This is a genomic window from Micromonospora sp. D93, from assembly GCF_018070365.1.
Classification (GTDB): domain Bacteria; phylum Actinomycetota; class Actinomycetes; order Mycobacteriales; family Micromonosporaceae; genus Micromonospora; species Micromonospora ureilytica.
Genome location: NZ_JAGPXW010000002.1, coordinates 261,764 through 283,836, shown reverse-complemented (window position 1 = coordinate 283,836; position 22,073 = coordinate 261,764). Strand labels below are relative to the sequence as shown.

General features: G+C 68.6%; 16 protein-coding genes and 1 pseudogene. 12 read left to right on the top strand and 5 right to left on the bottom strand.

Features of this window, described 5'->3' with window-relative positions; all coding sequences use genetic code 11:
* Positions 1 to 37: 37 nt before the first annotated feature.
* The 8 genes from KBX71_RS03430 to KBX71_RS03395 all read left to right on the top strand — a co-directional run bounded on the left by KBX71_RS03430 (position 38) and on the right by KBX71_RS03395 (position 12,272).
* The gene (locus KBX71_RS03430; RefSeq protein ID WP_210816472.1) at positions 38 to 2,410 is read left to right on the top strand and encodes a glycoside hydrolase family 3 N-terminal domain-containing protein; all 2,373 of its coding nucleotides are present in this window, start codon (positions 38 to 40) and stop codon (positions 2,408 to 2,410) included.
* A 290-nt stretch (positions 2,411 to 2,700) separates the two neighbouring features.
* The gene (locus KBX71_RS03425) at positions 2,701 to 3,723 is read left to right on the top strand and encodes a LacI family DNA-binding transcriptional regulator (protein WP_210816471.1); all 1,023 of its coding nucleotides are present in this window, start codon (positions 2,701 to 2,703) and stop codon (positions 3,721 to 3,723) included.
* A 137-nt stretch (positions 3,724 to 3,860) separates the two neighbouring features.
* On the top strand, positions 3,861 to 6,002 hold the full coding sequence (locus tag KBX71_RS03420) for an alpha/beta hydrolase-fold protein (protein WP_307846945.1): 2,142 nt from the start codon (positions 3,861 to 3,863) through the stop codon (positions 6,000 to 6,002).
* Between the two features lie 103 nt (positions 6,003 to 6,105).
* Positions 6,106 to 7,446, top strand: coding sequence for an ABC transporter substrate-binding protein (locus KBX71_RS03415; RefSeq protein WP_124819274.1), 1,341 nt, complete (start codon positions 6,106 to 6,108; stop codon positions 7,444 to 7,446).
* Positions 7,447 to 7,523: 77 nt separating this feature from the next.
* Positions 7,524 to 8,465: a carbohydrate ABC transporter permease gene (locus KBX71_RS03410; RefSeq protein ID WP_124819272.1), complete on the top strand. Its 942-nt coding sequence runs from the start codon at positions 7,524 to 7,526 to the stop codon at positions 8,463 to 8,465.
* Positions 8,465 to 9,349, top strand: a complete 885-nt coding sequence (locus KBX71_RS03405) for a carbohydrate ABC transporter permease (protein WP_210816469.1) — start codon at positions 8,465 to 8,467, stop codon at positions 9,347 to 9,349. Before KBX71_RS03410 ends, KBX71_RS03405 begins: the two co-directional genes overlap by 1 nt.
* Positions 9,350 to 9,439: 90 nt before the next feature.
* A complete protein-coding gene (locus KBX71_RS03400) occupies positions 9,440 to 11,167 on the top strand; it encodes an IlvD/Edd family dehydratase (protein WP_210816468.1) in 1,728 nt (575 codons plus the stop codon).
* Between the two features lie 112 nt (positions 11,168 to 11,279).
* A complete protein-coding gene (locus KBX71_RS03395) occupies positions 11,280 to 12,272 on the top strand; it encodes a LacI family DNA-binding transcriptional regulator (protein WP_124819266.1) in 993 nt (330 codons plus the stop codon).
* Positions 12,273 to 12,357: 85 nt separating this feature from the next.
* Here KBX71_RS03395 and KBX71_RS03390 read toward each other — a convergent pair whose 3' ends face one another.
* Positions 12,358 to 14,076 (bottom strand): cellulose binding domain-containing protein, encoded by a 1,719-nt coding sequence (locus KBX71_RS03390; protein WP_210816467.1) that lies wholly within the window; start codon positions 14,074 to 14,076, stop codon positions 12,358 to 12,360.
* Between the two features lie 179 nt (positions 14,077 to 14,255).
* Complete coding sequence (locus tag KBX71_RS03385) at positions 14,256 to 15,191, bottom strand: hypothetical protein (RefSeq protein WP_210816466.1); 936 nt, start codon at positions 15,189 to 15,191, stop codon at positions 14,256 to 14,258.
* Positions 15,192 to 15,230: 39 nt separating this feature from the next.
* Here KBX71_RS03385 and KBX71_RS03380 point away from each other — a divergent pair.
* A pseudogene (locus KBX71_RS03380) lies at positions 15,231 to 15,939 on the top strand (SAM-dependent methyltransferase).
* Between the two features lie 5 nt (positions 15,940 to 15,944).
* On the opposite strand, the gene KBX71_RS03375 reads toward KBX71_RS03380, so the two are convergent.
* A complete protein-coding gene (locus KBX71_RS03375; RefSeq protein WP_124819258.1) occupies positions 15,945 to 16,460 on the bottom strand; it encodes a MarR family winged helix-turn-helix transcriptional regulator in 516 nt (171 codons plus the stop codon).
* Between the two features lie 145 nt (positions 16,461 to 16,605).
* On the opposite strand from KBX71_RS03375, the gene KBX71_RS03370 reads away from it, so the two are divergent.
* Positions 16,606 to 18,885: an LLM class flavin-dependent oxidoreductase gene (locus KBX71_RS03370; RefSeq protein WP_210816465.1), complete on the top strand. Its 2,280-nt coding sequence runs from the start codon at positions 16,606 to 16,608 to the stop codon at positions 18,883 to 18,885.
* Here KBX71_RS03370 and KBX71_RS03365 read toward each other — a convergent pair.
* The gene (locus tag KBX71_RS03365; RefSeq protein ID WP_210816464.1) at positions 18,882 to 19,592 is read right to left on the bottom strand and encodes a DNA alkylation repair protein; all 711 of its coding nucleotides are present in this window, start codon (positions 19,590 to 19,592) and stop codon (positions 18,882 to 18,884) included. The genes KBX71_RS03370 and KBX71_RS03365 overlap by 4 nt on opposite strands.
* A gap of 11 nt (positions 19,593 to 19,603) precedes the next feature.
* On the bottom strand, positions 19,604 to 19,864 hold the full coding sequence (locus KBX71_RS03360; protein WP_307846944.1) for a hypothetical protein: 261 nt from the start codon (positions 19,862 to 19,864) through the stop codon (positions 19,604 to 19,606).
* Positions 19,865 to 20,259: 395 nt separating this feature from the next.
* Between KBX71_RS03360 and KBX71_RS03355 the strand changes: the two genes are divergently transcribed.
* Both KBX71_RS03355 and KBX71_RS03350 read left to right on the top strand, forming a co-directional pair.
* On the top strand, positions 20,260 to 21,036 hold the full coding sequence (locus tag KBX71_RS03355; RefSeq protein WP_210816463.1) for a GntR family transcriptional regulator: 777 nt from the start codon (positions 20,260 to 20,262) through the stop codon (positions 21,034 to 21,036).
* Positions 21,037 to 21,161: 125 nt separating this feature from the next.
* The gene (locus KBX71_RS03350) at positions 21,162 to 22,046 is read left to right on the top strand and encodes a pyridoxal-phosphate dependent enzyme (RefSeq protein ID WP_210816462.1); all 885 of its coding nucleotides are present in this window, start codon (positions 21,162 to 21,164) and stop codon (positions 22,044 to 22,046) included.
* The last annotated feature ends 27 nt before the right edge of the window (positions 22,047 to 22,073 follow it).

Here is a 22,073-nt window from a genome sequence, read left to right as displayed (position 1 = left end):
GGGCTGGCCAGCTTGTCGCGGTGATTGGGGTGACCGGGTGACCACTGTTGAGCCGGCGATCAAGGCGACCTACGCCGATGCGACAGCGTCCGTCGACGAACGGGTGTCGGATCTGCTGGCCCGGATGACCCGCGAGGAGAAACTCGCGCAACTGGGCAGCACCTGGGCGTTCACAGTGTTGGAGGGCGGACGGTTCGCGGCCGAGCGGGCCCGGCCGATCCTTCGACACGGCCTGGGGCACGTGACCCGCGTCGCGGGCGCGACAAGCCTGAAGGCCGCGCAGGTGGCGCGGGCCGCCAACGCCATCCAGCGCTTCCTGGTCACCGAGACCCGGCTGGGGATCCCGGCCATCGTGCACGAGGAGGTCTGCTCGGGGGTGATGGCCCGCGAGGCGACCATCTTCCCGCAGGCGATCGGTGTCGCGAGCACCTGGGCGCCGGAACTCAACAGGCAGCTGGCCGACGCCGTTCGCGCACAGATGCGCGCCATGGGAAGCCACCAGGGCCTGTCGCCGGTGCTCGACGTGGTGCGTGACCCACGGTGGGGCCGGACGGAGGAGACCTACGGCGAGGATCCGTACCTGGTGTCCCGGATGGGAGTGGCGTTCGTCCGGGGGTTGCAGGGCGTCGACCTGGCCGACGGCGTCCTCGCCACCGCCAAGCACTTCGTCGGTTACGGGGCGTCCGAGGGTGGGCTGAACTGGGCGCCGGCCCATCTGCCGCCGCGTCTGCTGCGCGAGGTGTACCTGTATCCGTTCGAGGCGGCGGTCCGCGAGGGCGGGCTCCAGTCGGTGATGGCCGGCTACCACGAGCTCGACGGCGTCCCCTGCCACGCCAACCAGGAACTCCTCGCCGACGTCCTGCGTGGGCAGTGGGGCTTCACCGGCAGCGTGGTGTCGGACTACTTCGCCGTCAACGACCTCCACTCGTACCACCACTTCGCACAGGACAAGCAGCAGGCCGCGACGGTGGGCCTCGGCGCGGGCGTGGACGTCGAGCTTCCGGCGACTGACGCGTACGCCGAGGCACTCACCCGCGCCCTGGACGCCGGCGAGGTCAGCGAGGCCCAGCTCGACGAGGCCGTCTCGCGGGTCCTTCGGCACAAGGTCGAACTCGGGCTCTTCGAGAACCCGTACGTCGACGAGGACGCGGCCGCGACGGCGGCGAACGCCGAGCGGCACCGGGACGTGGCGCTGGAGATCGCCCGTCGCAGCCTCGTCCTGCTCAAGAACGACGGGGTCCTGCCGCTGCTCGGGGGAGGAGGCACTGTCGCTCTCATCGGCCCGAACGCCGACGACGCCCGACACCTGCTCGGCGACTACTCGTTCGCGGCCCACATCGAGGCGTTGGTCGAGGCGCGCAAACGCCGTGGCCTGCTCGGCGAGATGATGACGATCCCGGATGACCTGGAGATCGACGAGAGCACCGACGGTGTCCCCACGGTGCGCGACGAACTGGCGGCGCGGCTGGGCGACCGGCTGCGCTTCGCCCAGGGCTGCGACGTTCTCGATCCGTCGACGGACGGGTTCGCCGACGCGGTCGCGGCCGCCGCGGCGGCCGACGTCGCGGTGCTGGTCCTCGGGGACCGCTCGGGGTTGACGCCCGGGGCCACCACTGGCGAGTCGCGGGACCGGTCCAGTCTGGACCTGCCGGGAGTGCAGGAAGAGCTGGTCCGTGCCGTCGTCGCCACCGGCACGCCCGTCGTGGCGGTGCTCGTCGCCGGCCGACCGGTGGGCAGCGACTTCCTGCACGAGGAGTGCGCAGCGGTGCTGATGGCCTGGTTGCCGGGGGAGACCGGGGGGCAGGCGATCGCCGAGGTGCTCCTCGGTGAGGTGAACCCGAGCGGCAGACTGCCGATCTCGTACCCCCGTGGCGTGGGCCAGATACCCGTCTTCTACGGCCACAAGGTGTCCGGCGGGCGGTCACACTGGCACGGCGACTACGTGGACTCGCCGGTCGCCCCGCGATACGTCTTCGGTCACGGCCTCGGGTACACCTCCTTCGCCGTCGACGACGCCGCGGTGGAGAGCGCCGAGGTCCGCGCCGGGGACAGCGTCGGGGTCGAGGTCACGGTCACCAACACCGGAGACCGGGCGGGGGAGCAGGTCGTGCAGCTCTACGTCCGCGACCCGCAGGCCACGATCACCCGGCCGGTGCTGGAGTTGAAGGCCTTCGCCCGCGTCGCGGCGGCCCCCGGTCAGCGGGTATCGGTGCGGTTCGCGCTCCCCACGGGCCAGCTCGGTTTCTACGACCGGAGCATGGCCTACGCGGTGGAGGCCGGGCAGATCGAGGTGTACGTCGGCTTCTCGGCTGCCGACCATACCCACGCCGGCACCTTTGTGATCACCGCCGACCCGGACCGGCCGACGCCGAAGGTCTTTTCCGGGACCGCCGAAGTTCGGCAGCTGTGATCGTTCACCCGGGTCGCGGAATGGTTCTTGACGGAGTGTGCCGTCCTGTTGTCAACGGGTAGAACCGGCGCGGAAAACGGGACTCCACTTCGATCGCCGGAGGAGGCCGCCGATTGCGTTATTCGCAACGGCATCCGAGGATCAACCGCGCCCTTGCGAGCATCCGGTTAGGACCTTCTTCCTGGCAGTTGACTAAGGGTGAAGAGGTCTTGTGTTCGTAATCGTTCTCGGTTACGTTGGCAACATCCTGGAAACGTAACCGATAACGATTGCAGTCCAGAGAGAGCCGCATGATTGAAGTCAATGCGCCGGTAACAATGAGTGATGTCGCCCGAGCTGCCGGCGTTTCCACGGCCACCGTCTCGCGTGTCGTCAACGGGCATTACGGCGTCAGCGCTCGCACTGTCGCTCAGGTGCGCTCCGCCATCGAGCAGCTCGGCTACGAGTCGAGCCTGGTGGCCACCAGCCTTCGACGCAGCCGCACCAACGTTCTGGGCCTCGTGGCGCACAGCTTCCAGTCGTACACGGCAGAGGTGCTCAAGGGCGTGATGAAGGCGCTGAGCCGCTCGGGCTTCGATCTGATCATCTACGCCAACAGTGACCTCTACGGGTCGTACTCGGAGGGTTGGGAGCAGCGGCACCTGACCCGGCTGTCGGGCACCCTCACCGACGGCTGCATCGTCGTCACGCCCTGGGGTGATTTCCGGACCCGGACGCCGGTCGTGGCCATCGACCCGGTGCGGGGCTCGACGGCACCCTCGGTGATCTCCGACAACCTCGCTGGCGCCACCACCGCCGTCGAGCACCTGCTCGGCCTGGGCCATCGGCGCATCGGGTTCATCGCCGGCCGCGACAGCCTGGCCTCGGCCTGGTCGCGGGAGGAGGGCTACCGCGCCGCGCTGACCACCGCCGGCATCCCGGTCGACCCGACGCTGATCGGCCGAGGGGATTTCAACCCCGAGTCGGCGACTCCGCTGGCGCGCGTCCTGCTGCAACGACCGGACCCGCCGTCGGCGATCTTCGCGGCGAGCGACGGGATGGCCCTCAAGGTTCTGGAGGTCGCCAGGGAGTTGGGGTTCTCCGTGCCGGGAGACCTGTCCGTCGTCGGGTTCGACAACATCCCCGAGTCGGCGTTGACCCAGCCGGGTCTGACCACAGTGGACCAGTCGATGTATCAGCTCGGGTACGAGGCCGCGCGGATGCTGAAGTCACTGGTGACCGGCGAGTGGGACGAGCCGAGTCAGATCGTGCTTCCGACCAGCCTCGTCGTGCGCAACTCGACCGCACCACCGAAGACCGTGGCAGCAGCCTGAAGGAGGTGCACGCAGCACACACGGCCAGATCCACAGTTGAACTGAGCCGGTCAGTCGGGTCGCATCCGCTGCCGGCGCATTGAAAGGAGTGGAGTGTGACTACCGAACAGTATCATGGGCGTTTACGCCGTCTGGGCGTGCGCCGGCGGCTCGCGGCAGCGTTCACCGCCGGCGTCATCGCCACCGCGGCGGTTCTCCTCGCCCCCCAACCGGCGGCGGCGGACACGCCGTGGCTGGACGTCTCCGCAGACCGCTACGCCACGTTCACCGTCCCGGCGGCGTACGTCCAGGAGAAGCTGGGCACCGTCTCGCAGGTCGTCGTCGAGGGAAACTTCGGCCCGTCAGCCAGCTGGGCGGAGTTCGGTCTGACCCGCCGAGGTGACGCCTGGTCGGGTGTTCTCGGCGCGCTGGAGCCCGGTCTGTACAGCTACCAGCTCACCGCAGACGATACCAAGACCATCAAGGACCCGACGAACAGCACGAGTGTCGCGTCCAACCCGCTCCTGAGCACCTTCCTCGTCGCGGGTGACTCGGCGCGATGGCTGGTCGACGCGCCGTCGGGCACTGGCGGAAAGATCGAGACGCTGACCTATCGGACCAGGAACGCGCAGCGCTCGGCCCTGGTCTGGACGCCACCGGGTTACGCGGCCAAGGGCCCGAAGGGTTACCCGGCGCTCTTCCTGCAGTCGGGTGACGGTGTTGCCGCCACCGACTGGCTCGACCTCGGTCGATCCAAGCAGATCCTCGACAACCTGTCGGCCGCGCGCGCCGTGAGCCCGATGGTGGTGGTGCTCAACAACGCCAACGCCTCGGACGACAAGGAGTTGAAGGACCTCCGCAAGGCGGTTGCCGACAACTACCGGGTCCTTCGCGACCCGGCGCACCAGGCGATCGCGGGCGTGGCCGACGGTGGCACGCAGGCACTGCGGGCCGCGCTCACCAAGCCGGGCCAGTTCGGTTACGTCGGTTCGTTCTCGGGCACGTCGGCTCCGGCGATCGACCGGAAGGACGCCAAGGCGATCAACCGCGGCGTCAAGCTGCTGCGCCTGTACACGGGCAACGTCACCGATCCCGCGTACAGCACCACCTACCGGCTGACGAAGGCGTTGGACCGAGCCGACGTCCGGTTCGAGTTCGACGGGGTCAACCCGGACGGCGGCGCGAACTGGACCAGCTGGCAGGAGAACCTGGTCGACTTCCTGCCGCGACTGTTCGGTCACGTGCGGGACCACGGGCCGAGCCCCGGTCACCAGCCGCTGAAGCGGGAGTTCACCCCGCCGCCGGCCGGCACCACCCCGACGCCCTTCGTCACCGAGGACGGGTTCGTCACCTTCGAGACCACCACGGCCTTCAAGGACGCTCAGCACGTCACGGTCTGGGCGAACGTCGCGCCGGGCGGCAGTTGGCTGCGACTGCCACTGACCCGCGACGGCGACCGGTGGCGGGCGACAGTGGGCCCACTGAAGCCCTGGTTCTACTACTACCGGCTGATCGTGGACCGGGTCGCGGTCAAGGACGCCTCGAACCCGACGACCGTCACCACCGAGCCGATGTGGAGCACCTTCCTCATCCCGGGGCCGGGTGCCCGACTGCTGTCGGACGTACCCGCCGGTCGTGGCGGGAAGGTCGAGAGCATGACCTACACCAGCACGGTGGCCGGCCAGGACCGCACCGCACTGGTGTGGACCCCACCGGGGTACGACCCGAACCGGGCACAGCCGTACCCCGTTCTCTACCTCCAGCACGGCGGCGGCCAGAACTACACGGACTGGGTCGAGATGGGCCGCGCCAAGCAGATCCTCGACAATCAGTTCCTCGACGGCGACCTCACGCCGATGGTCGTCGTGATGGGCAACGGCAACTCGTCGAACTTCAACAGCGAGTTGCGGGAGAACATCGTTCCGACGGCCCGTGCCCGCTACCACATCTCCAGCGATCCGTCCCAGCAGGCCCTCGCCGGCCTGTCGATGGGCGGCGGGCAGGCGTTCGGGGTGCTGAAGGCATACCCGGGCGAGTTCGCCTACGTCGCCGCGTTCTCGGCCGGGTTCGGCAGCGGCACCGGCGTCGACGTGGAGGCGATCAACAACGGCACCAAGATGCTGCGCCTGTACGTCGGTGACCAGACCGACTTCGTGTACCCGAGCTTCATGGCATCGCTGACCACGTTGAACAACCTCGGAATCCGCTACGAGTTCGACGGGGTCACCCCCGGGCCGCACGGCTGGGACGTGTGGCAGAAGAACCTCATCGACCTGGCGCCCCGTCTGTTCAAGCGCTAGGAGCCTTCGCCGGCGACGCCACCGGGAGCAGGTCTTCCTGCCCCGGTGGCGCCCGCCAGCGGATGGATGCTGTGCACCGCCATCGCCGAAGGGAACCATCTCAATGAAGAGAAGACGGATACTCGCCACGGTAGCCATGCTCGCGGCGGGGAGCGGCCTCGTCGCCTGCTCCTCGGACGACGGCGGCAGTGACGCGAGCAATTGCACGAACACCATCACCAAGCAGAACGTGCCGGTCGTGACGATGTGGGGCTGGTACCCCAACACCCAGCTCGTGGTCGACAACTTCAACAAGCAGCACGACGACGTGCAGGTCTGCTGGACCAACGTCGGCCAGGGCGGCGACGAGTACGACAAGTTCCAGACCGCCATCTCGGCGGGCACCGGCGCGCCTGACGTGATCATGGTCGAGGCGGACCGGATCCCGACCTTCCAGATCCAGGGCGCGCTGGTCGACATCAAGCAGTACGGCTTCGACGCCGTCAAGGCCAACTACAGCGAGGGCGCCTGGAAGGACGTGTCGGTCGGCGACCAGGTCTACGGCGTACCTGTCGACGGCGGCCCGGTGGCGATGATCTACCGGAAGGACATCTTCGACAAGTACAAGATCACGCCGCCGAAGACCTGGGCCGAGTACGAGCAGGCCGCGCAGAAGGTGAAGGACGCCGGCGGCCCGCTGTTCGGGGACCTCGGCGCGAACGTCCCGGCGCTCACCATGGCGCTGCAGATCCAGAAGGGCGCCTCGCCCTTCACCTATGACCCGGCGCAGCCGAAGGCGATCGGCGTGAAGCTCAACGACCAGGCGTCCAAGGACGTCCTGGACTACTGGGGCGGCCTCGCCAAGAAGGGCCTGGTCGGTACGCAGAACCAGTTCGTCCCGGAGTACATCTCCGGCGTGATCAACGGCAACTACGCGACGTACATCTCGGCGGCGTGGGCGCCCGGCTACCTCACCGGCGCGGGTGTCGGTAAGGGTCAGGACACCGGCAAGTTCGCGGTCGCGCCGCTGCCGCAGTGGGATCCGGCCAACCCGGTGCAGGTGAACTGGGGTGGGTCGGCCTTCTCGGTGACCAAGCAGGCGAAGAAGCCGGAACTGGCCGCGAAGGTCGCCTACGGGCTCTACGCCGACAAGGAGTCGCTCACCGACGGCTGGACCAACCAGATCATCTTCCCGCTGAACCTCACGGCGCTCAAGGACCCGGCGCTCGTCGACCTGAAGGTGGCGTTCTTCAACGGTCAGCAGGCGAACAAGGAGGTCTACCTTCCCGCCGCCGACGCCTACAAGGGCGTCGCGTACGCCCCGTTCGGCCAGTACTACCTCGACGCCATGGAGAAACAGGTCAGCGAGATCATCAAGGGCTCCGTCACCGGTTCGCAGGCTGCCGACCGGCTCCAGGAGGACGTGGCGAAGTACGCCAAGGAACAAGGTTTCACAGTTCAGTGACCGGATGGGTGGGCCGCGCCGGCACCGGTCGGCGGGCCCACCCTCCACCCCTCAGCGTCCACGTCCCGGAGACCAAGATGACATCCCTGACCGAGAAGCGCGCACCGCGTACTCAGCCTGAGACGCGCAAGATCCGTGGCAAGGTGCACCTCCGCGAACACCTGATGGGGTGGCTCTTCGTCGGGCCATTCGGGGTGGTGTTCCTGGCGTTCCTCATCGCGCCGCTGGCGTACGCGTTGTACCTCAGTCTCTTTCAGAAGAAGCTGATCGGCGGCACCAGCTTCGTTCTCTTCGACAACTACGTGAAGGCGTTCACCGACCCGAGCTTCCTGTCCGGTGCGTGGTTCGTCATCCGCTTCTCGCTCGTCTCGATCCCGCTGCAGATCATCCTCGCGCTCGCGTTGGCCCTCATCCTGGACTCGGTCACCACAGTGTTCGCCCGCTTCTCCCGCCTCATGATCTTCCTTCCGTACGCGATCCCCACAGTCATCGGGGCCGTGATGTGGGGGTTCCTCTACAGCAGGGGCTTCGGGCCGCTGACCGACATATTCGGGCTGTTCGGTGCCACCGCACCCGACTTCCTGGGCAGCGACCTGATCTTCTACGGGCTGCTCAACGTCGTCACCTGGCAGTGGGCCGGCTACTACATGATCATCCTGTATGCGGCGTTGCAGGGCGTCGACCCGACGCTCTACGAGGCGGCCCGGATGGATGGCGCCGGGCGCTGGCAGATCGCGACGCGGATCAAGATCCCGCTGATCGCGCCCGCCCTGATCCTGATCCTGGTCTTCTCGCTCATCGGCACCCTGCAGTTCTTCAACGAACCGCAGATCCTGCGATACCTCGCCGCGGGCACCATCGGCTCGGACTTCACCCCGAACATGTACGCCTACCAGCAGGCGTTCTCGCTGGCCAACTTCAACTACGGGTCCGCGATCTCCTTCGCCCTCGGCGGGATCGTGTTCATCTGCGTGTACGCCTTCCTGTTCTTCACCCGCAAGCGGAGGAGCTTCCTCTGATGACCGACCACAGCAGCGTCCGCGCAGGCGCCCGCCGACCGCAGCGCTATCTCCCTCTGCAGATCCTCCTCGGCTTCCTGGTGATCTATTTCCTCGTACCGTTCTGGTGGGTCATCGTCAACAGCTCCAAGGACGCGCCGGGCCTGTTCGGCGGCGGCAACACCCTCTGGTTCACCGACCAGATCGACTACCTCGGTAACCTCAGGCAGCTCTTCACCTACGACGGTGGCATCTACCTCCGGTGGATCCTCAACTCCACGTTGTACGCCATCGCCGGCGGGGTCGGCGCCACGATCCTGGCGGTCATGGCCGGCTACGGGTTCGCCAAGTACCGGTTCGCCGCCCGACGCTTCAGCTTCGCCGTCGTGCTCGGCGCGCTGATGGTGCCCGCCACCGCCCTGGTCATCCCGACCTTCATCATGTTCTCCCGGCTCGGCCTGACGAACACGGTCTGGGCGGTGATCCTCCCGTCGCTGCTCAACCCGTTCGGCGTCTACCTGATGCACGTGTACGCGCGCGACGCGGTGCCCGACGAACTCCTGGACGCGGCGCGGGTCGACGGCGCGGGCGAGATACGGACGTTCATCCAGATCGCCCTTCCGCTGATGCGTTCCGCAGTGGTCACCGTGCTGCTGCTGTCGGCCGTGGCCTCCTGGAACAACTACTTCCTGCCGCTGGCCATGCTCTCCGACAACCGGCTCTTCCCCGTCACCGTCGGGCTCGGCCTCTGGCAGGGGATCGCGTCGGCGAACAACTCGGGCGGCACGTCGCTGTGGAGCCTCATCATCCTGGGCTCCCTGGTGTCCGTGATCCCACTGATCATCGCGTTCTTCAGCCTCCAACGACACTGGCGCGGCGGCCTGTCCGTCGGAGGTCTCCGGTAGGGCGCACCGGCGCTACCAGCCAATCCACCACACGGGCATTGATCGCTGCCGCGCAGGACGCGGCCGGACGGATGACAGAGAGGTGTGCTGATGTCGACGACGAATCGACCGTTGCGCAGCGGGCAGTGGTTCGGTGCGGAAGGCCGCAACGGGTTCATCCATCGATCCTGGATGCGCAACCAGGGGTTCGCGGACGACGTCTTCGACGGTCGCCCGGTGATCGGCATCGCCACCACCTGGTCGGAGCTGACACCCTGCAACGCCCACCTGCGCGACCTGGCCGAGTCGGTGAAGCGGGGCGTGTGGGAGAGCGGGGGCCTGCCGCTGGAGTTCCCGGCGATGAGTCTGGGCGAGCCGCTGATGCGCCCCACGACCATGCTCTACCGCAACCTGCTGGCGATGGAGCTGGAGGAGTCCGTCCGCGCCAATCCGCTGGACGGGGTGGTCCTGCTCTCCGGCTGTGACAAGACGACCCCCGGCCTGCTGATGGGAGCGGCGAGCGTCGACCTGCCGACCCTGATGATGACCGGCGGCCCGATGCTCAACGGCAAGTTCCGCGGCCAGGACATCGGCTCGGGCACTGTCGTCTGGCGTTTCACCGAGGAGATGCGGGCCGGTCGGATGACCGCCGCCGACTGCTCCGAGGCGGAGGTCGGCATGTCCCGCAGCCGGGGTCACTGCATGACAATGGGTACGGCCTCCACGATGGCCTGCGTGACCGAGGCCCTGGGCGTGCAGCTGCCGGGGGCGGCCGCCGTGCCGGCTGTCGACTCCCGACGGTACGCGCTCGCGCACGCCGCCGGACGTCGGATCGTCGCCATGGTCGAACAGGACCAACGGTTGTCCTCGGTGCTCACCAGGCAGGCGTTCGAGAACGCCGTCCGGGTCAACGCCGCGATCGGCGGTTCCACGAACGCTGTCGTACACCTGCTCGCGATCGCCGGACGCCTCGGCGTGCCCCTGTCGCTTGAGGACTTCGACATCCTCACCGCCGACGTGCCCATGCTCGTCAACCTCATGCCGTCCGGGAAGTACCTGATGGAGGACTTCGCGTACGCGGGCGGTCTTCCGGCGGTGATGAAGGAACTCGCCCCGCTGCTGCACATGGACCACGTCACGGTCAGCGGCAGGAGCGTGGCGGACAACGTCGACGGCGCCCAGTGCTGGAACCGGGACGTCATCGGCACCATGGAGGAGCCGTTCCAGCCCGCCGGCTCGGGCACCGTGGTGCTGCGCGGGTCGCTCGCGCCGTCCGGGGCGGTGTTGAAGGTCTCCGCCGCCTCCGCCCACCTCCTCACGCACACCGGCCCGGCGCTCGTCTTCGACCGCATCGAGGACTACGTCGTCGCCGCCGACGACCCGGACCTCGACGTCACCCCCGAAACGGTGATCGTCGTGCGCAACGCCGGACCGCGGGGCTACCCCGGCTTCCCCGAGGTGGGCAACGTGCCCATGCCACAGCGGCTGCTCGCCGACGGCATCACGGACATGGTGCGGATCTCCGACGCTCGGATGAGCGGCACCGGCTACGGCACCTGCATCCTGCACGTGGCGCCGGAGGCGTCCGTGGGCGGCCCGCTCGCGCTGGTCCGCACCGGTGACCTGGTCACCGTCGATGTCCCGACGCGCCGCCTGGACCTCCTGGTCGACGACGCGGAACTCGCCCAACGCCGCGCCGCCTGGCAGCCTCCGAAGCCGGTGGCCGACCGTGGTTGGGTACGGCTGTACAGCGAGCACGTCCTGCAGGCCGACAGCGGCGCGGACCTCGACTTCCTCGTCGGTGGCAGCGGCAGCGCGGTGCCCCGTCACTCACACTGACGGTCACGTTCGGACGACGCCCACGAGGAACTGATCCCATGGAAGAACGGACGGCCCGCCAGTGCGAGTTCACGCAAAGGCCGCTGTGACAGCGGCCGACCGGCCACCGGTCATGGCCGACGTCGCTCGCCTGGCGGGCGTGTCACACCAGACGGTGTCCCGGGTCATCAACGGGGCGCCGAGCATCAGGCGCGAGACGCGGGAGCGGGTCCTCGAGGCCATCCGACGACTCGACTACCGCCCCAACACGGCCGCCCGCGCTCTGGTCCGTGGACGGTCCGGGATGATCGGCATCATCGGCACGGCCAGGACGCTGTTCGGTCCGACGAGCATCCATCGCAGCGTCGAGGACGCCGCCCGCGCGGCCGGCTACTTCGCCACGTCGGTGAGCCTCTCCGAGGTGACGGTACGCGCCCTCAGCGACGCCACCGAACACCTCATGCGCGTCGGCGTGGAGGGCGTCGTGATGATCGCCGGTAATGACGAGGCTCTCGAGGTGGTGCGGATGACGCGCTCGGGTGTCCCCTTCGTCGTCGTCGAGGGCGACCTGTCCCGGGCCAGCGTGACCGTCGGCGTCGACCAGGTGCTCGGCGCCCGGATGGCCACCGAGCACCTCCTCGACCTCGGACATCGGGAGATCGTGCATGTGAGCGGCCCACTCAACTGGGCGGAGGCCCGCGCCCGCCTGGAAGGGTGGCGTCAGGCGATGAGTGCGGCGGGCCTACGCCCGCCGGAGCCGGTCGAGGGCGACTGGAGGGCGCACAGCGGCTACGTCGCGGGGCTGCGGGTCGGTGCGATGCACAGGGCCACCGCGGTGTTCGCCGCCAACGACCAGATGGCCATCGGCGTGCTGCGCGCGCTGCACGAACGCGGGCGGCGGGTGCCACAGGACGTCTCCGTCGTCGGATTCGACGACGTCCCCGAGGCGCCCTACCTCATTCCGCCGTTGACGACGATCCAGCAGGATTTCGACGCGGTCGGTCGACGGGCCATCACGGCCGTCACCCAGGCCATCGACGACACGGTGCCGCAGCGCCTGCCACTTGTCATCCCCAAGCTCGTGGTGCGGCAGAGCACGGCGCCGCCGACCCGGTCGGGCACGTGAGCGACGAACTCCGCGAACGGGCGGGAGCCCCGGCGTGTGGCCGGGGCTCCCGCTACGTCGGTCGTACGTGGGCCGAACGAGGTGTTCAGAGGGTGAACACGAGGGTGGAGATGCTGCGTGCGCCGACGTTGATGGTGGCCTGACCGCCGTTCACGCTTGTCGGTTGGCTTGCCGCGTTGGCGTTCTGCGAGGTGAGGTAGTGCTCGGCCCGGGTGACGTTCTGCGGGGCCTGGATCACGGCGTTGTTGACCGCGCTGTTCGAGCGGTTGAGGATCACGAGGGTGATCTTCCCGTCGCCCTGGTAGGCGGTCACCTCCAGCGGTGAGGCCTTCGAGCTCTTCGTCAGGGCGACTCGCTGATAACCGGGGCGGACGTACTTTGCGTACTGCGAGAAGGCGTACCCGCGCTTGAGCGGGGCGCCAGCGACGGTGCCGAACGCTGCTTCGCCGTCACCGATGAAGGAGTAGAAGCGCTTGCCGTACCACCAGATGTAGGCGTTCCAGTTGGCCTCCATCGACTTGTGTACGGTGCGCATGATGTCGTCGAGGGTTTCGTTCCAGACCGCCGCGTTGGCGGGGTTGCCCCAGATGTTGGAGCCGCCGCCGTCGGCGGCGTGCAGGTTCCACTCGGTCATCCACACCGGCTTGTTGTACTGCTGGGCCAGGGAGTACGGGCGCAGCCGGCCCGAGTCCTCGGTGCCGTACAGGTGCCCGCCGATGTAGCCGATGTTGGTGCGGGCGGCCGAGTCGTTGAGGGTCGGATCGGTGAAGTTGTAGTTGAGGTTCACCGCCTCGGCGACCATCAGCTTGGTGTTCTGTACCTTGGTGCCCTGCTCGCGCACGAAGGTGCGTAGCTCGGTGCCGCTCCAGTCCATCGAGTCGTAGTCCGGGTGCCAGTCGGGCTCGTTCTGCACCGAGGTGACGTCGACGGGCACGCCCTGGCCACGCATGTACTGCACGTAGCTGTTCAGGTGGTTGGCGTAGTCGTCGTAGTAGTCGGTCTTCAGCTTGCCGCCGTTGACCCGGCTGTTGTTGGTCTTCCACGCCGCCGGCGCGGTCCACGGCGACGCGAGGATCTTCACGTTCGACCCGTACGACTTCGCCGTCTTCAGCGAGTTCACGTGCGTCGCCCACTCGCTGGACTCCGGCGACAGGCCGGTCCGCACGATGGACAACCCCAACTGGTTGGCGCCCATCCCCACCAGCGTCTGCGTGTCCGTCGTCGACCAGGCGCTACCCCAGATCGACTGCGCGGCCCCGAACCCGTCGACGGTCTGGTATCTGGTCGCGCTGTTCACCGTGATGTCCGCCGGCCCGGTCGGCGGCGGGGTGGTCGGCGGCGGATCCGTCGGCGGTGGGCTGGTGGTAGGCGGCGGCGTCGGCTCGGTGCCACCGGTGCAGCCCACCCCGTTCAGAACGAAGGTGGTCGGAGCGGGGTTGCTGCCGGCCCACGCGCCATTGAAACCGAACGACACCGTCCCGTTGGTCGCGATCGCCCCGTTGTAGCTGACGTTCTTGGCGGTGACGGCGGTGCCGCTCTGGGTCAGCGTGGTGTTCCAGGCCTGCGTGACGGTCTGACCGGCGCTGTAATTCCAGGCCAACGTCCAACTCGTCACCGCGTCACCCAGATTGGTGATGCTGACGCTGGCGCCGAATCCTCCCTGCCACTGCGACGACACGCCGTAGTTCACCCCGCAGCCGGCGGCCGCGGCCCCCGCCGGCATCGCCACGGCGACCGCCGCAGTTGCCAGCAGGACGGTGCCGGCCGACACCAGGGCGGTGTTCGTCACTCTTCTTCGTTTCATGAAACTCCTCCTGAACTGGTGGTGGTGGTGTCCACGGCTCGGGAGGGCTCGTCTGCGGCGAGTTTCAGTGATGGTGTGGGAGGTGGATGAATTGGGAGCGCTCCCAGGTGCCCGGTTCCAGAAAGCTAATTCGTATAACGAATCCTGTCAATGCGTTCGGCCCGTAGCCAGTGCTGCCGTCACCGGCCGCAGGTGCCGCACTGTCGGCGAGTGCGCAGGTGGTAGTCGGTGGACCCGACGAGCAGACCCAACCCCATGACGAGGTACGCCGACATCGCCACCCACAGGAACGCGTCGGAGAACTCGCTGTGCGAGCCCGACGACACCTGCACCATCCCCATCCCGAAGTAGGCCACGATGCCCGCGCCGAGCCCGAAGCCGGGCACCAGCAGCAGCGGACGAGGAATCGTGCGGCCGGCGAGCAGCGGCACCCACCCCGGCCAGACCGCACCCCAGTGGTGCACCAGCGCCAACGGCAACAGCACTCCGGCCAGCACCAGGCCGATCTCCAACCCGAGCAGGGTGGCGCTCTGGTCGACGCGGTCGAACCCCACCACGAATTGGGCGGCGAAGCGGGTCACGAGACCGCCCACCGCTGCCCACGCGGCCCAGCGTGCCCACCGCGCGGGCGCCGCGCGTCGCGCACCCGGTCGGACCGTCCGGCAGCAGTCCGGGCAGTCGCCGCGGGTGCGCCGCTGATAGCGGGCGGTGGCCAGACCGAGCAGGACCGCCCCGGTGACACAAGCGAGCCGGCTCGCGAACGCCAGTGGGTCGAAGAACGGGCCGACGGTGAGCAGCAGGAAACCCACCAGCTCCGGCAGCAGGATCGCCGCCGCCGCGACGAGGGCCCCGGCGACCGTCCAGGCGAGCCCCGCGAGCGCCGGCCGCCAGGTCGCCACCCGGTCCAGGGCAACCGCCAGCACGCCGCCGGCCGCGCACAACGCCACCGACCACCAGCCGGTGAAGCCGAGCAGGTCCAACCCGAGCCGCCCGAACTGCGGAGTCTCGCCGACCGTCCACGCCAGACGCACGCCCCCGTATGCCACGGCCCAGCCGAGCACTGCGTACGTCAGGCCGTGGACGGTCCGACCGACGATCGGTGTCGATGTCGTCATGCACCGATCCTGCTGGGGGCCCGCAGTGGGGGGACCCCGCTGACAGGGGACGTCACTCCCTCGCGGGAGGGACGTGACCGGTGTGGTGCGAATCTTCGGCCGCATTCGGCGCGGATCTGGAACTACTGGCTCGGTGGCAAGGACAACTTCGCTGTCGACCGCGAGGCCGGGGACCAGTACCGGCAGGTCTTCCCCGGCGTCGTCGACGTGGCCCGGGCCTCCCGGCAGTTCCTGGTCCGCTCGATCATGTTTCTCGCCGCCGAGGCGGGCATCCGCCAGTTCCTCGACGTCGGCACCGGGCTGCCGACCGCTATCAACACCCACGAGGTGGTGCAACGGATCGCGCCGGACGCCCGGATCGTCTACGTCGACAGCGACCCGCTGGTGCTGGTGCACGCTCGGGCGTTGCTGGTCGGCACCGCCGAGGGCAGGACCGCCTACATCGACGGCGACCTGCACGACCCGGCTGCGGTGATCGCCGAGGCCGGCAAGACGCTCGACTTCGCGCAGCCGATCGGTCTCATCCTCAGTGGCGTCATGGGCCACGATTCAGCAGGCGCAGGACGACTACAACGACAGCGGCGCTACTCCGTACACTCTGCGCTCGCCCGACGAGATCGCCGGCTTCTTCGACGGCCTGGAGCTGGTCGAGCCCGGGGTTGTGCCGTGCCCGCAGTGGCGACCCGACGACGCGGTCGACACGCGTGTCGACATCGACGCCTTCGGCGGGGTGGGCCGCAAGCGCTGACGCTCTCAGTCGGACGGAGGAAGGACGCTCCGCACGGCCACGCAGGGGTCTGTGGCGGGGGCGGCGGCGTGGATCGCCTCGGCGGCGCGGTCGGCGAGGTCGCGAAAGACCTCGCGCTGCTCCTCGGGTAGCCCGCCCAGCACGTGGTCCTCGGCGTGGGCGACCCGCCGCTCGGCCTCGGCGAGTGTCTGACGTCCGCGCTCGGTGGCCACGATCCGTCGGGCGCGCCGGTCCTGGGGATCACGCTGACGCTCGATGAGGCCGGCGTTCTCCAGGTCGTCGATGACGTACGTCAGAACGCTGCGGTCGATGGCCAGGCGGGCGGCCAGGGCGCCCTGCGTGGGCACCTCCTCGTGCACGACGACGGCCAGGATGTGGTAGCCCCGACTGCCGTGCGGCAGGTCCCGCAGTAGCTCCTCGACGTGTTCGTGCCAGCGGCGCAGCACCATGCCCAGAGACCAGCCGAAGTTCGAGCCGCGCCTGCGGTCGGCCGGCAGCTCGCAGGGATCGGTCACGGACATGTCCCGATGCTAGTGGCCGGCGCGTTGATCATCATCCGACATCGCGGCAGCCCAGGAATGATTGGCGGCGAAGATAGGTTGTCTGACAAACGATAGGTGCAGAACATGATAGGTTGATCAAACGATCGCGTGGATGGTGAAAGCAATGTCGGACTACGGGCACGAACTCCGGTTTGGGTCGTTCCTGACACCCAGCGTGCACGACCCGGATCAGGTGGTGGCGCTGGCCGAGCTGACCGAGGCGGCAGGGCTGGACCTGGTCACCTTTCAGGACCACCCGTACAACCCGGAGTTCCTCGACACCTGGACCCTGCTGAGTTGGGTCGCCGCCCGCACACAGCGACTCCGGATCTCCGGGAACGTCCTCAGCCTGCCGCTGCGACCGCCGGCAGTGTTGGCCCGGGCCGCCGCGAGCCTGGACCGGTTGTCGCACGGCCGGTTCGACCTCGGTCTCGGCGCTGGCGCGTTCTGGGACGGGATCGAGGGCATGGGGGCGCGTCGGCTGACCGCCGGGCAGGGAGTCACGGCCCTGCGGGAGGCTGTCGACGTCCTGCGCGGGGTCTGGGACGACACCGCCGACGGACCGCTGCGGCTGGACGGGGAGTACTACCCGGTACCCGGCATGCAGCGCGGCCCGAAGCCGGCACATGACATCGACATCTGGCTCGGCGCGTACCAGCCGAAGATGCTGGCCCTGACCGGCCAGAAGGCCAACGGCTGGCTGCCGACGCTGGAATACCTGCGATCTCCGGACCGGGTGACCGCCAACCGGCTCATCGACGAGGCGGCCATCGCCGCGGGCCGCGAGCCCCGGGAGATCCGACGGCTGCTCAACCTGTTCACTGTCGACGTCTCGTCGCGTAGCCGCGGCTTCCTCCAGGGGCCTGCCGAGCAGTGGGTCGACCAGCTCCTTCCGCTGGTCATCGAGGAGGGATTCAGCACCTTCCTGATCGGGCGCGACGACCCACGCCTCATCCAGACCCTCGGGCAGGAGATCGCCCCCGCGCTGCGAGAGGCGGTCGCCAAGGAGCGCACCGGGGGTGAGGTCGGCACCGGGCCGGTCCGCACGAGCGTCGCGCTGGCCGAGCGGCAGCCGGGCCTCGACTACGACGCGCTGCCCACGTCGTTGGCCACCAGGTCCGTCGAGCCCGGTGACCGGGAGTACGAGCGCGTGCGCCACACCTACAGCTGGCACGGATCGCCGGCCCTGGTGATCCGTCCGCAGAACGCCGCCGAGGTGGTCGACGCCGTGTCGTACGCCCGGACGCAGAACGTCCCGCTGTCGGTGCGCAGCGGCGGGCACGGCATCAGCGGCCGGTCGACGAACGATGGGGGAGTTGTCATCGACATGTCGAGGATGAACAAGGCCGAGGTGCTGGACCGGACGACCCGCCGGGTACGGCTGGAGCCGGGGGCCCGGTGGGGTGACGTGGCCCAGGCGCTCGCCCCGTACGGCCTGGCCATGAGCTCGGGCGACTACGGGGACGTGGGCGTCGGTGGTCTCGCCACCACCGCCGGGATCGGATTTCTGGCGCGCAAGCACGGCCTGACCATCGACCACGTCGTCGCCGCCGAGATCGTCACCGCGGATGGCTGCCTGCTCCGCGTCGACGACGAGCACCACCCCGACCTGTTCTGGGCCATCCGGGGCGCCGGTGGGAACTTCGGTGTGGTCACCGCAATAGAGCTGGAGGCGTACGAGGTCGACAACGTCGTCTACGCCCAACTCGCCGTGGACGCGACCGACACCGCCCAACTACTGCGCCGGTGGGGCCAGCTCGTCGAGGACGCGCCACGGGAGCTGACAAGCTTCCTCTCCCTCTTTCCCGCTCGCCGTGGCAGCCCACCGGCTGCCCAGGTCACGCTCGTCTACGCCGATGACGACATCGAGGCGGCGCAGTCCGCCCTGAGCCCGTTCCTGGAGATCGGGCCGATCCTCGATCAGCAGGCGCAGCTCGCGCCGTACCCGGCGATCGTCGTGCCGCCCGGCAACCAGCATCGGGGGCAGGGGCTGCGCGACACCCGCAGCGGCCTGTTGCACCACGTCAATCCGCAGGCCGCCGATCTGATGGAGAACATGATCCATTCCGGCGATGTGATGATCATGCAGCTCCGGTCCGTCGGCGGGGCGGTCAACGACGTAGCCCGCGACGCGACCGCGTACCCGCACCGGGAGCAGAACTTCTCGGTGCTCGCCGCCACGGTCCCGGACCGCAGACCCCACCTCGACAAGCACTGGGCCGAGTTGTACGGGCACCTCGACGGCCTGTATCTCAGCTTCGAGAGCGACACCGATCCGGCTCGACTGCTGGACGCCTGGCCCGAGCCCACCCTCGGCCGGCTGCGCGCCATCAAGGCCACGTACGACCCGGACAACGTCTTCAACCGGAACTTCCCGATCCCACCGGCTGAGCCGGTCGTCTAGAGGACGCCGGACAGGTAGGCGCGGCGACGCTGCGGTTCGAACTTCTCGATCGCGTACCGCAGCATGACCCGTGGCATGACCCGGTAGCGGCGGGCGAGGAACTCCTCCTCCGCCGCTCTGTCCCGGTTGCCCACCTCACGCAGCATCCAGCCCACCGCCTTGCGGACGAGGTCGTGCGGGTCGTGCAGGAGTTGGTCGCCGATTCGGAAGGTCCACTCGAAGTCCCCGGCCTTGATGAAGGCGAAGGTCGCCATGACGGCGATGCGCCGATCCCACACCAGGCTCGACTCGGCCAACCGATCGAGGACAGTCCGGTCCCTGCCGATCAGCCAGGGGCCGACGATGTACGGAGCGGACGAGTCCACCAGGTCCCAGTTGTTGATGCGGCCGGTGTTGGCCAGAACGGTGTCGAAGACCTGACCCCGTTCCCGCTCGTCGCCCTTGGTGAACTTCCGCACCAGGATGAGCAGCGAGGTCAGCCGCTCCTCGTGTGCGCCGTCGGTGAGCAACCTCGTCGTCTCGGCGAGCGAGAGGTCGCGCCAGTACCGGGCGGCCACCCTGCGTTGGTCGGGCACGGAGACACCGAGAGCCCTGTCGCCCTCGCCGTACCCGCCGGGAACCATCTGCAGGAACCGGCTCGACGCCTCGGCTCGACGTGGGTCGGCGAGGCCGGCTAGGTCCCGACGCACGTCAACGCTGGTGGCCATGACGGTCCACATTACCGTTTGGCGGCAGCGGGCCTGGGTGATGGACGCGACAGCACCTGCACCCGCTCGGGCATCAGGTACAGCTCACGTCGTTCGATGGCGTCACCCTTGTTGTTGAGCTGATAACAGTCGATCCAGGCCCAGCCGTCGTAGGTGATCCAATCGAGAACCCTGATGAGACGCACAGTGATGGGGGTCCTGAACTGAACGCTTGCCGCTCGGTCGATCCGTAGGAGGTCACCGGCCTTCATGCCGGCTTCCTCGCTCGCCACGCCTTCAGGGTCCGGCTCGCGCCGTTCAGTTTCGAGCAGGAGCCGTCGGGGCGACATTGAGGACACCTGGAGCGGTTGTGGAGGTCGACAATGAACCCAGCCATGATCACGGTGAACGGCGGTTCGGGTCGAGGCTGCTCAAGCATCGCGCCGACCGTCACGCTTGGTCTGCGCTACGACATCAACCGGATCGTCTGGACGCTGGAACCACTTCCACCGGCACACGCTCAGCCTCCCGAGAGTTTGAGGTGGCCGACACCGAATGCCTACCCCTAGATCACTCTGTGTGCCGGCCACGCTGCAACCGTAGGCTTGTCTATTCAGCCTGTCTAGACAGGTAGGGTGCGTGTCGTGGTGATCGAGCGGTTGGGTAGATCGGGAGTACGGTGACGGGCGTGCCTACCCCGCACCCACAGCCGCGCCGCTACCGGCTGGTCGCTGATGAGCTGCGCCGCCGGATCGAGGCTGGTGTCATCCCGCCTGGCTCTCTGCTGCCCAGCGAGTCGACCTTGATGGCTGAGTTCTCGGTCGCGCGGGGGACCGTTCGTGAAGCGCTGGCGCTGCTGCGGGCTGAGGGCTTGGCAATGACGGAGGTTGGGCGGGGCACCTACGCCCGTCCGATCGTGCCGGTCCGTCGCCTGGCCTCCGAGCGTTACCGCGAAGAGTTGGAGCAGGTTCGTAGCGGTGAGCTGGGCACCTCCTTCACCGCGGATCAGAGGGTCGACTGGTCCGCGTACACCCTGGACAAGGACTTCCGAGAAGTGCCGGCCACGAAAGTGCAGGCCGAACTGTTCGGAGTGGAGCCGGAAACGATGCTCCTGGAGCGTCACTTCCTGTTCCGCACCCATGGCGTGCCGCAGCAGATGTCTGTCTCATGCCTGCTGCTCGACATGGTCGCTGGCACTCCGGTAGCCGACCCCGAGAACGAGCCCTGGCCAGGCGGTAACACATCGCAGCTCCACAGCCTCGGGCACACGATCACCGGAATCCGGGAACGGCCCCGGTGGCGGTTGCCTACTCCTGAAGAGGTCGACGCTCTGCGCATCCCTGGCGGTGTTCACGTAGTGGTGATCACTCGGCAGACGTACGTCCTCGATCGGGTGGTCGAGGTGGCAGAGATTGTGATGCGTGCCGACCTCGTCGACCTGGACTATTGGATCGACCTGACCTGAGGCGACCGAGGCTTCCGGGAAGACGACCAGCACGGGCGCCCGCGGTCGCCGGCCACCGTCGGTCAGGTCGTCGCCTGCGGCGGTGACCGGCTGCGTACGGGGCCGCGGAGTGCTTAGCTGCACGGATGATCACACCCGTTCCCCTCGGTACGTGGCCGACGCCGTTGGAGGCCGCGCCCCGGCTCGCCGCCCGGCTGGGGCTGGCCGAGCTCTGGTTCAAGCGTGACGACCTCAACGGCCTCGGGGGAGGCGGCAACAAGATCCGGAAGCTCCAGTACACCTGCGCGCAGGCGATCGCCGACGGCGCCACCACGCTGATCACCTCGGGGGCGCCGCAGAGCAACCACGCACGGCTCACCGCTGCCGCAGCCGCGCGGCTCGGCCTCTCCTGTGTGCTGGTGCTCGCCGGCCCGCCCCCGGAGAGCAGGCGAGGCAACCTGCTGCTCGACGGGCTCGCCGGCGCGGAGATCGTCTGGGCCGGAGACAGTCCGCTCGCCGAGGTGGTGGCGGTGGAGGCGGAGCGACGATCGGCGTACGTCATTCCGTTCGGCGGCACCTCCTCCGCGTCGATCCAGGGTTATGTGGACTGTGGTCGGGAGCTGCGGGCCCAGTTGCCGGCCGTCGACGGGGTCGAGGTCGTGGCGGCGCTCGGCTCGGGTGGGACGATGGCCGGTCTGGTGCGGGAGTTGGGTGCGCAGCGGGTGATCGGCGTGGATGTCGGCGCCGTGCCGGACCCCCGGGCGACGGTCGCCGGGCTGCTCGTCGGCGAGGTCGAGCCGGACGCGCTGCGGATCGACGGCACCCAGGTGGGTGCCGGCTATCGCACGCTTACCGACGCCGTCCGGGCGGCGCTGGAGGTGACCGCGCGCACGGAGGGGGTCTTCCTGGACCCGACGTACACCGGTCGGGCGATGGCGGCGCTGTTGGCCGGCAGCTTCCCGCGCGGCGAACGGGTCGTCTTCCTGCACAGCGGCGGACTGCCGGGTCTCTTCGGCCACCCCGAGCTGTAGGCGGGGCTGAGCTGGCATGTGCCGGCA

Coding starts and splice junctions, on each gene's coding strand:
- KBX71_RS03425 (WP_210816471.1), top strand. CDS start 2,701: ATGATTGAAGTCAATGCGCCGGTAACAATGAGTGATGTCGCCCGAGCT.
- KBX71_RS03415 (WP_124819274.1), top strand. CDS start 6,106: ATGAAGAGAAGACGGATACTCGCCACGGTAGCCATGCTCGCGGCGGGG.
- KBX71_RS03410 (WP_124819272.1), top strand. CDS start 7,524: ATGACATCCCTGACCGAGAAGCGCGCACCGCGTACTCAGCCTGAGACG.
- KBX71_RS03405 (WP_210816469.1), top strand. CDS start 8,465: ATGACCGACCACAGCAGCGTCCGCGCAGGCGCCCGCCGACCGCAGCGC.
- KBX71_RS03400 (WP_210816468.1), top strand. CDS start 9,440: ATGTCGACGACGAATCGACCGTTGCGCAGCGGGCAGTGGTTCGGTGCG.
- KBX71_RS03395 (WP_124819266.1), top strand. CDS start 11,280: ATGGCCGACGTCGCTCGCCTGGCGGGCGTGTCACACCAGACGGTGTCC.
- KBX71_RS03390 (WP_210816467.1), bottom strand. CDS start 14,076: ATGAAACGAAGAAGAGTGACGAACACCGCCCTGGTGTCGGCCGGCACC.
- KBX71_RS03385 (WP_210816466.1), bottom strand. CDS start 15,191: ATGACGACATCGACACCGATCGTCGGTCGGACCGTCCACGGCCTGACG.
- KBX71_RS03375 (WP_124819258.1), bottom strand. CDS start 16,460: ATGTCCGTGACCGATCCCTGCGAGCTGCCGGCCGACCGCAGGCGCGGC.
- KBX71_RS03370 (WP_210816465.1), top strand. CDS start 16,606: ATGTCGGACTACGGGCACGAACTCCGGTTTGGGTCGTTCCTGACACCC.
- KBX71_RS03365 (WP_210816464.1), bottom strand. CDS start 19,592: ATGGCCACCAGCGTTGACGTGCGTCGGGACCTAGCCGGCCTCGCCGAC.
- KBX71_RS03350 (WP_210816462.1), top strand. CDS start 21,162: ATGATCACACCCGTTCCCCTCGGTACGTGGCCGACGCCGTTGGAGGCC.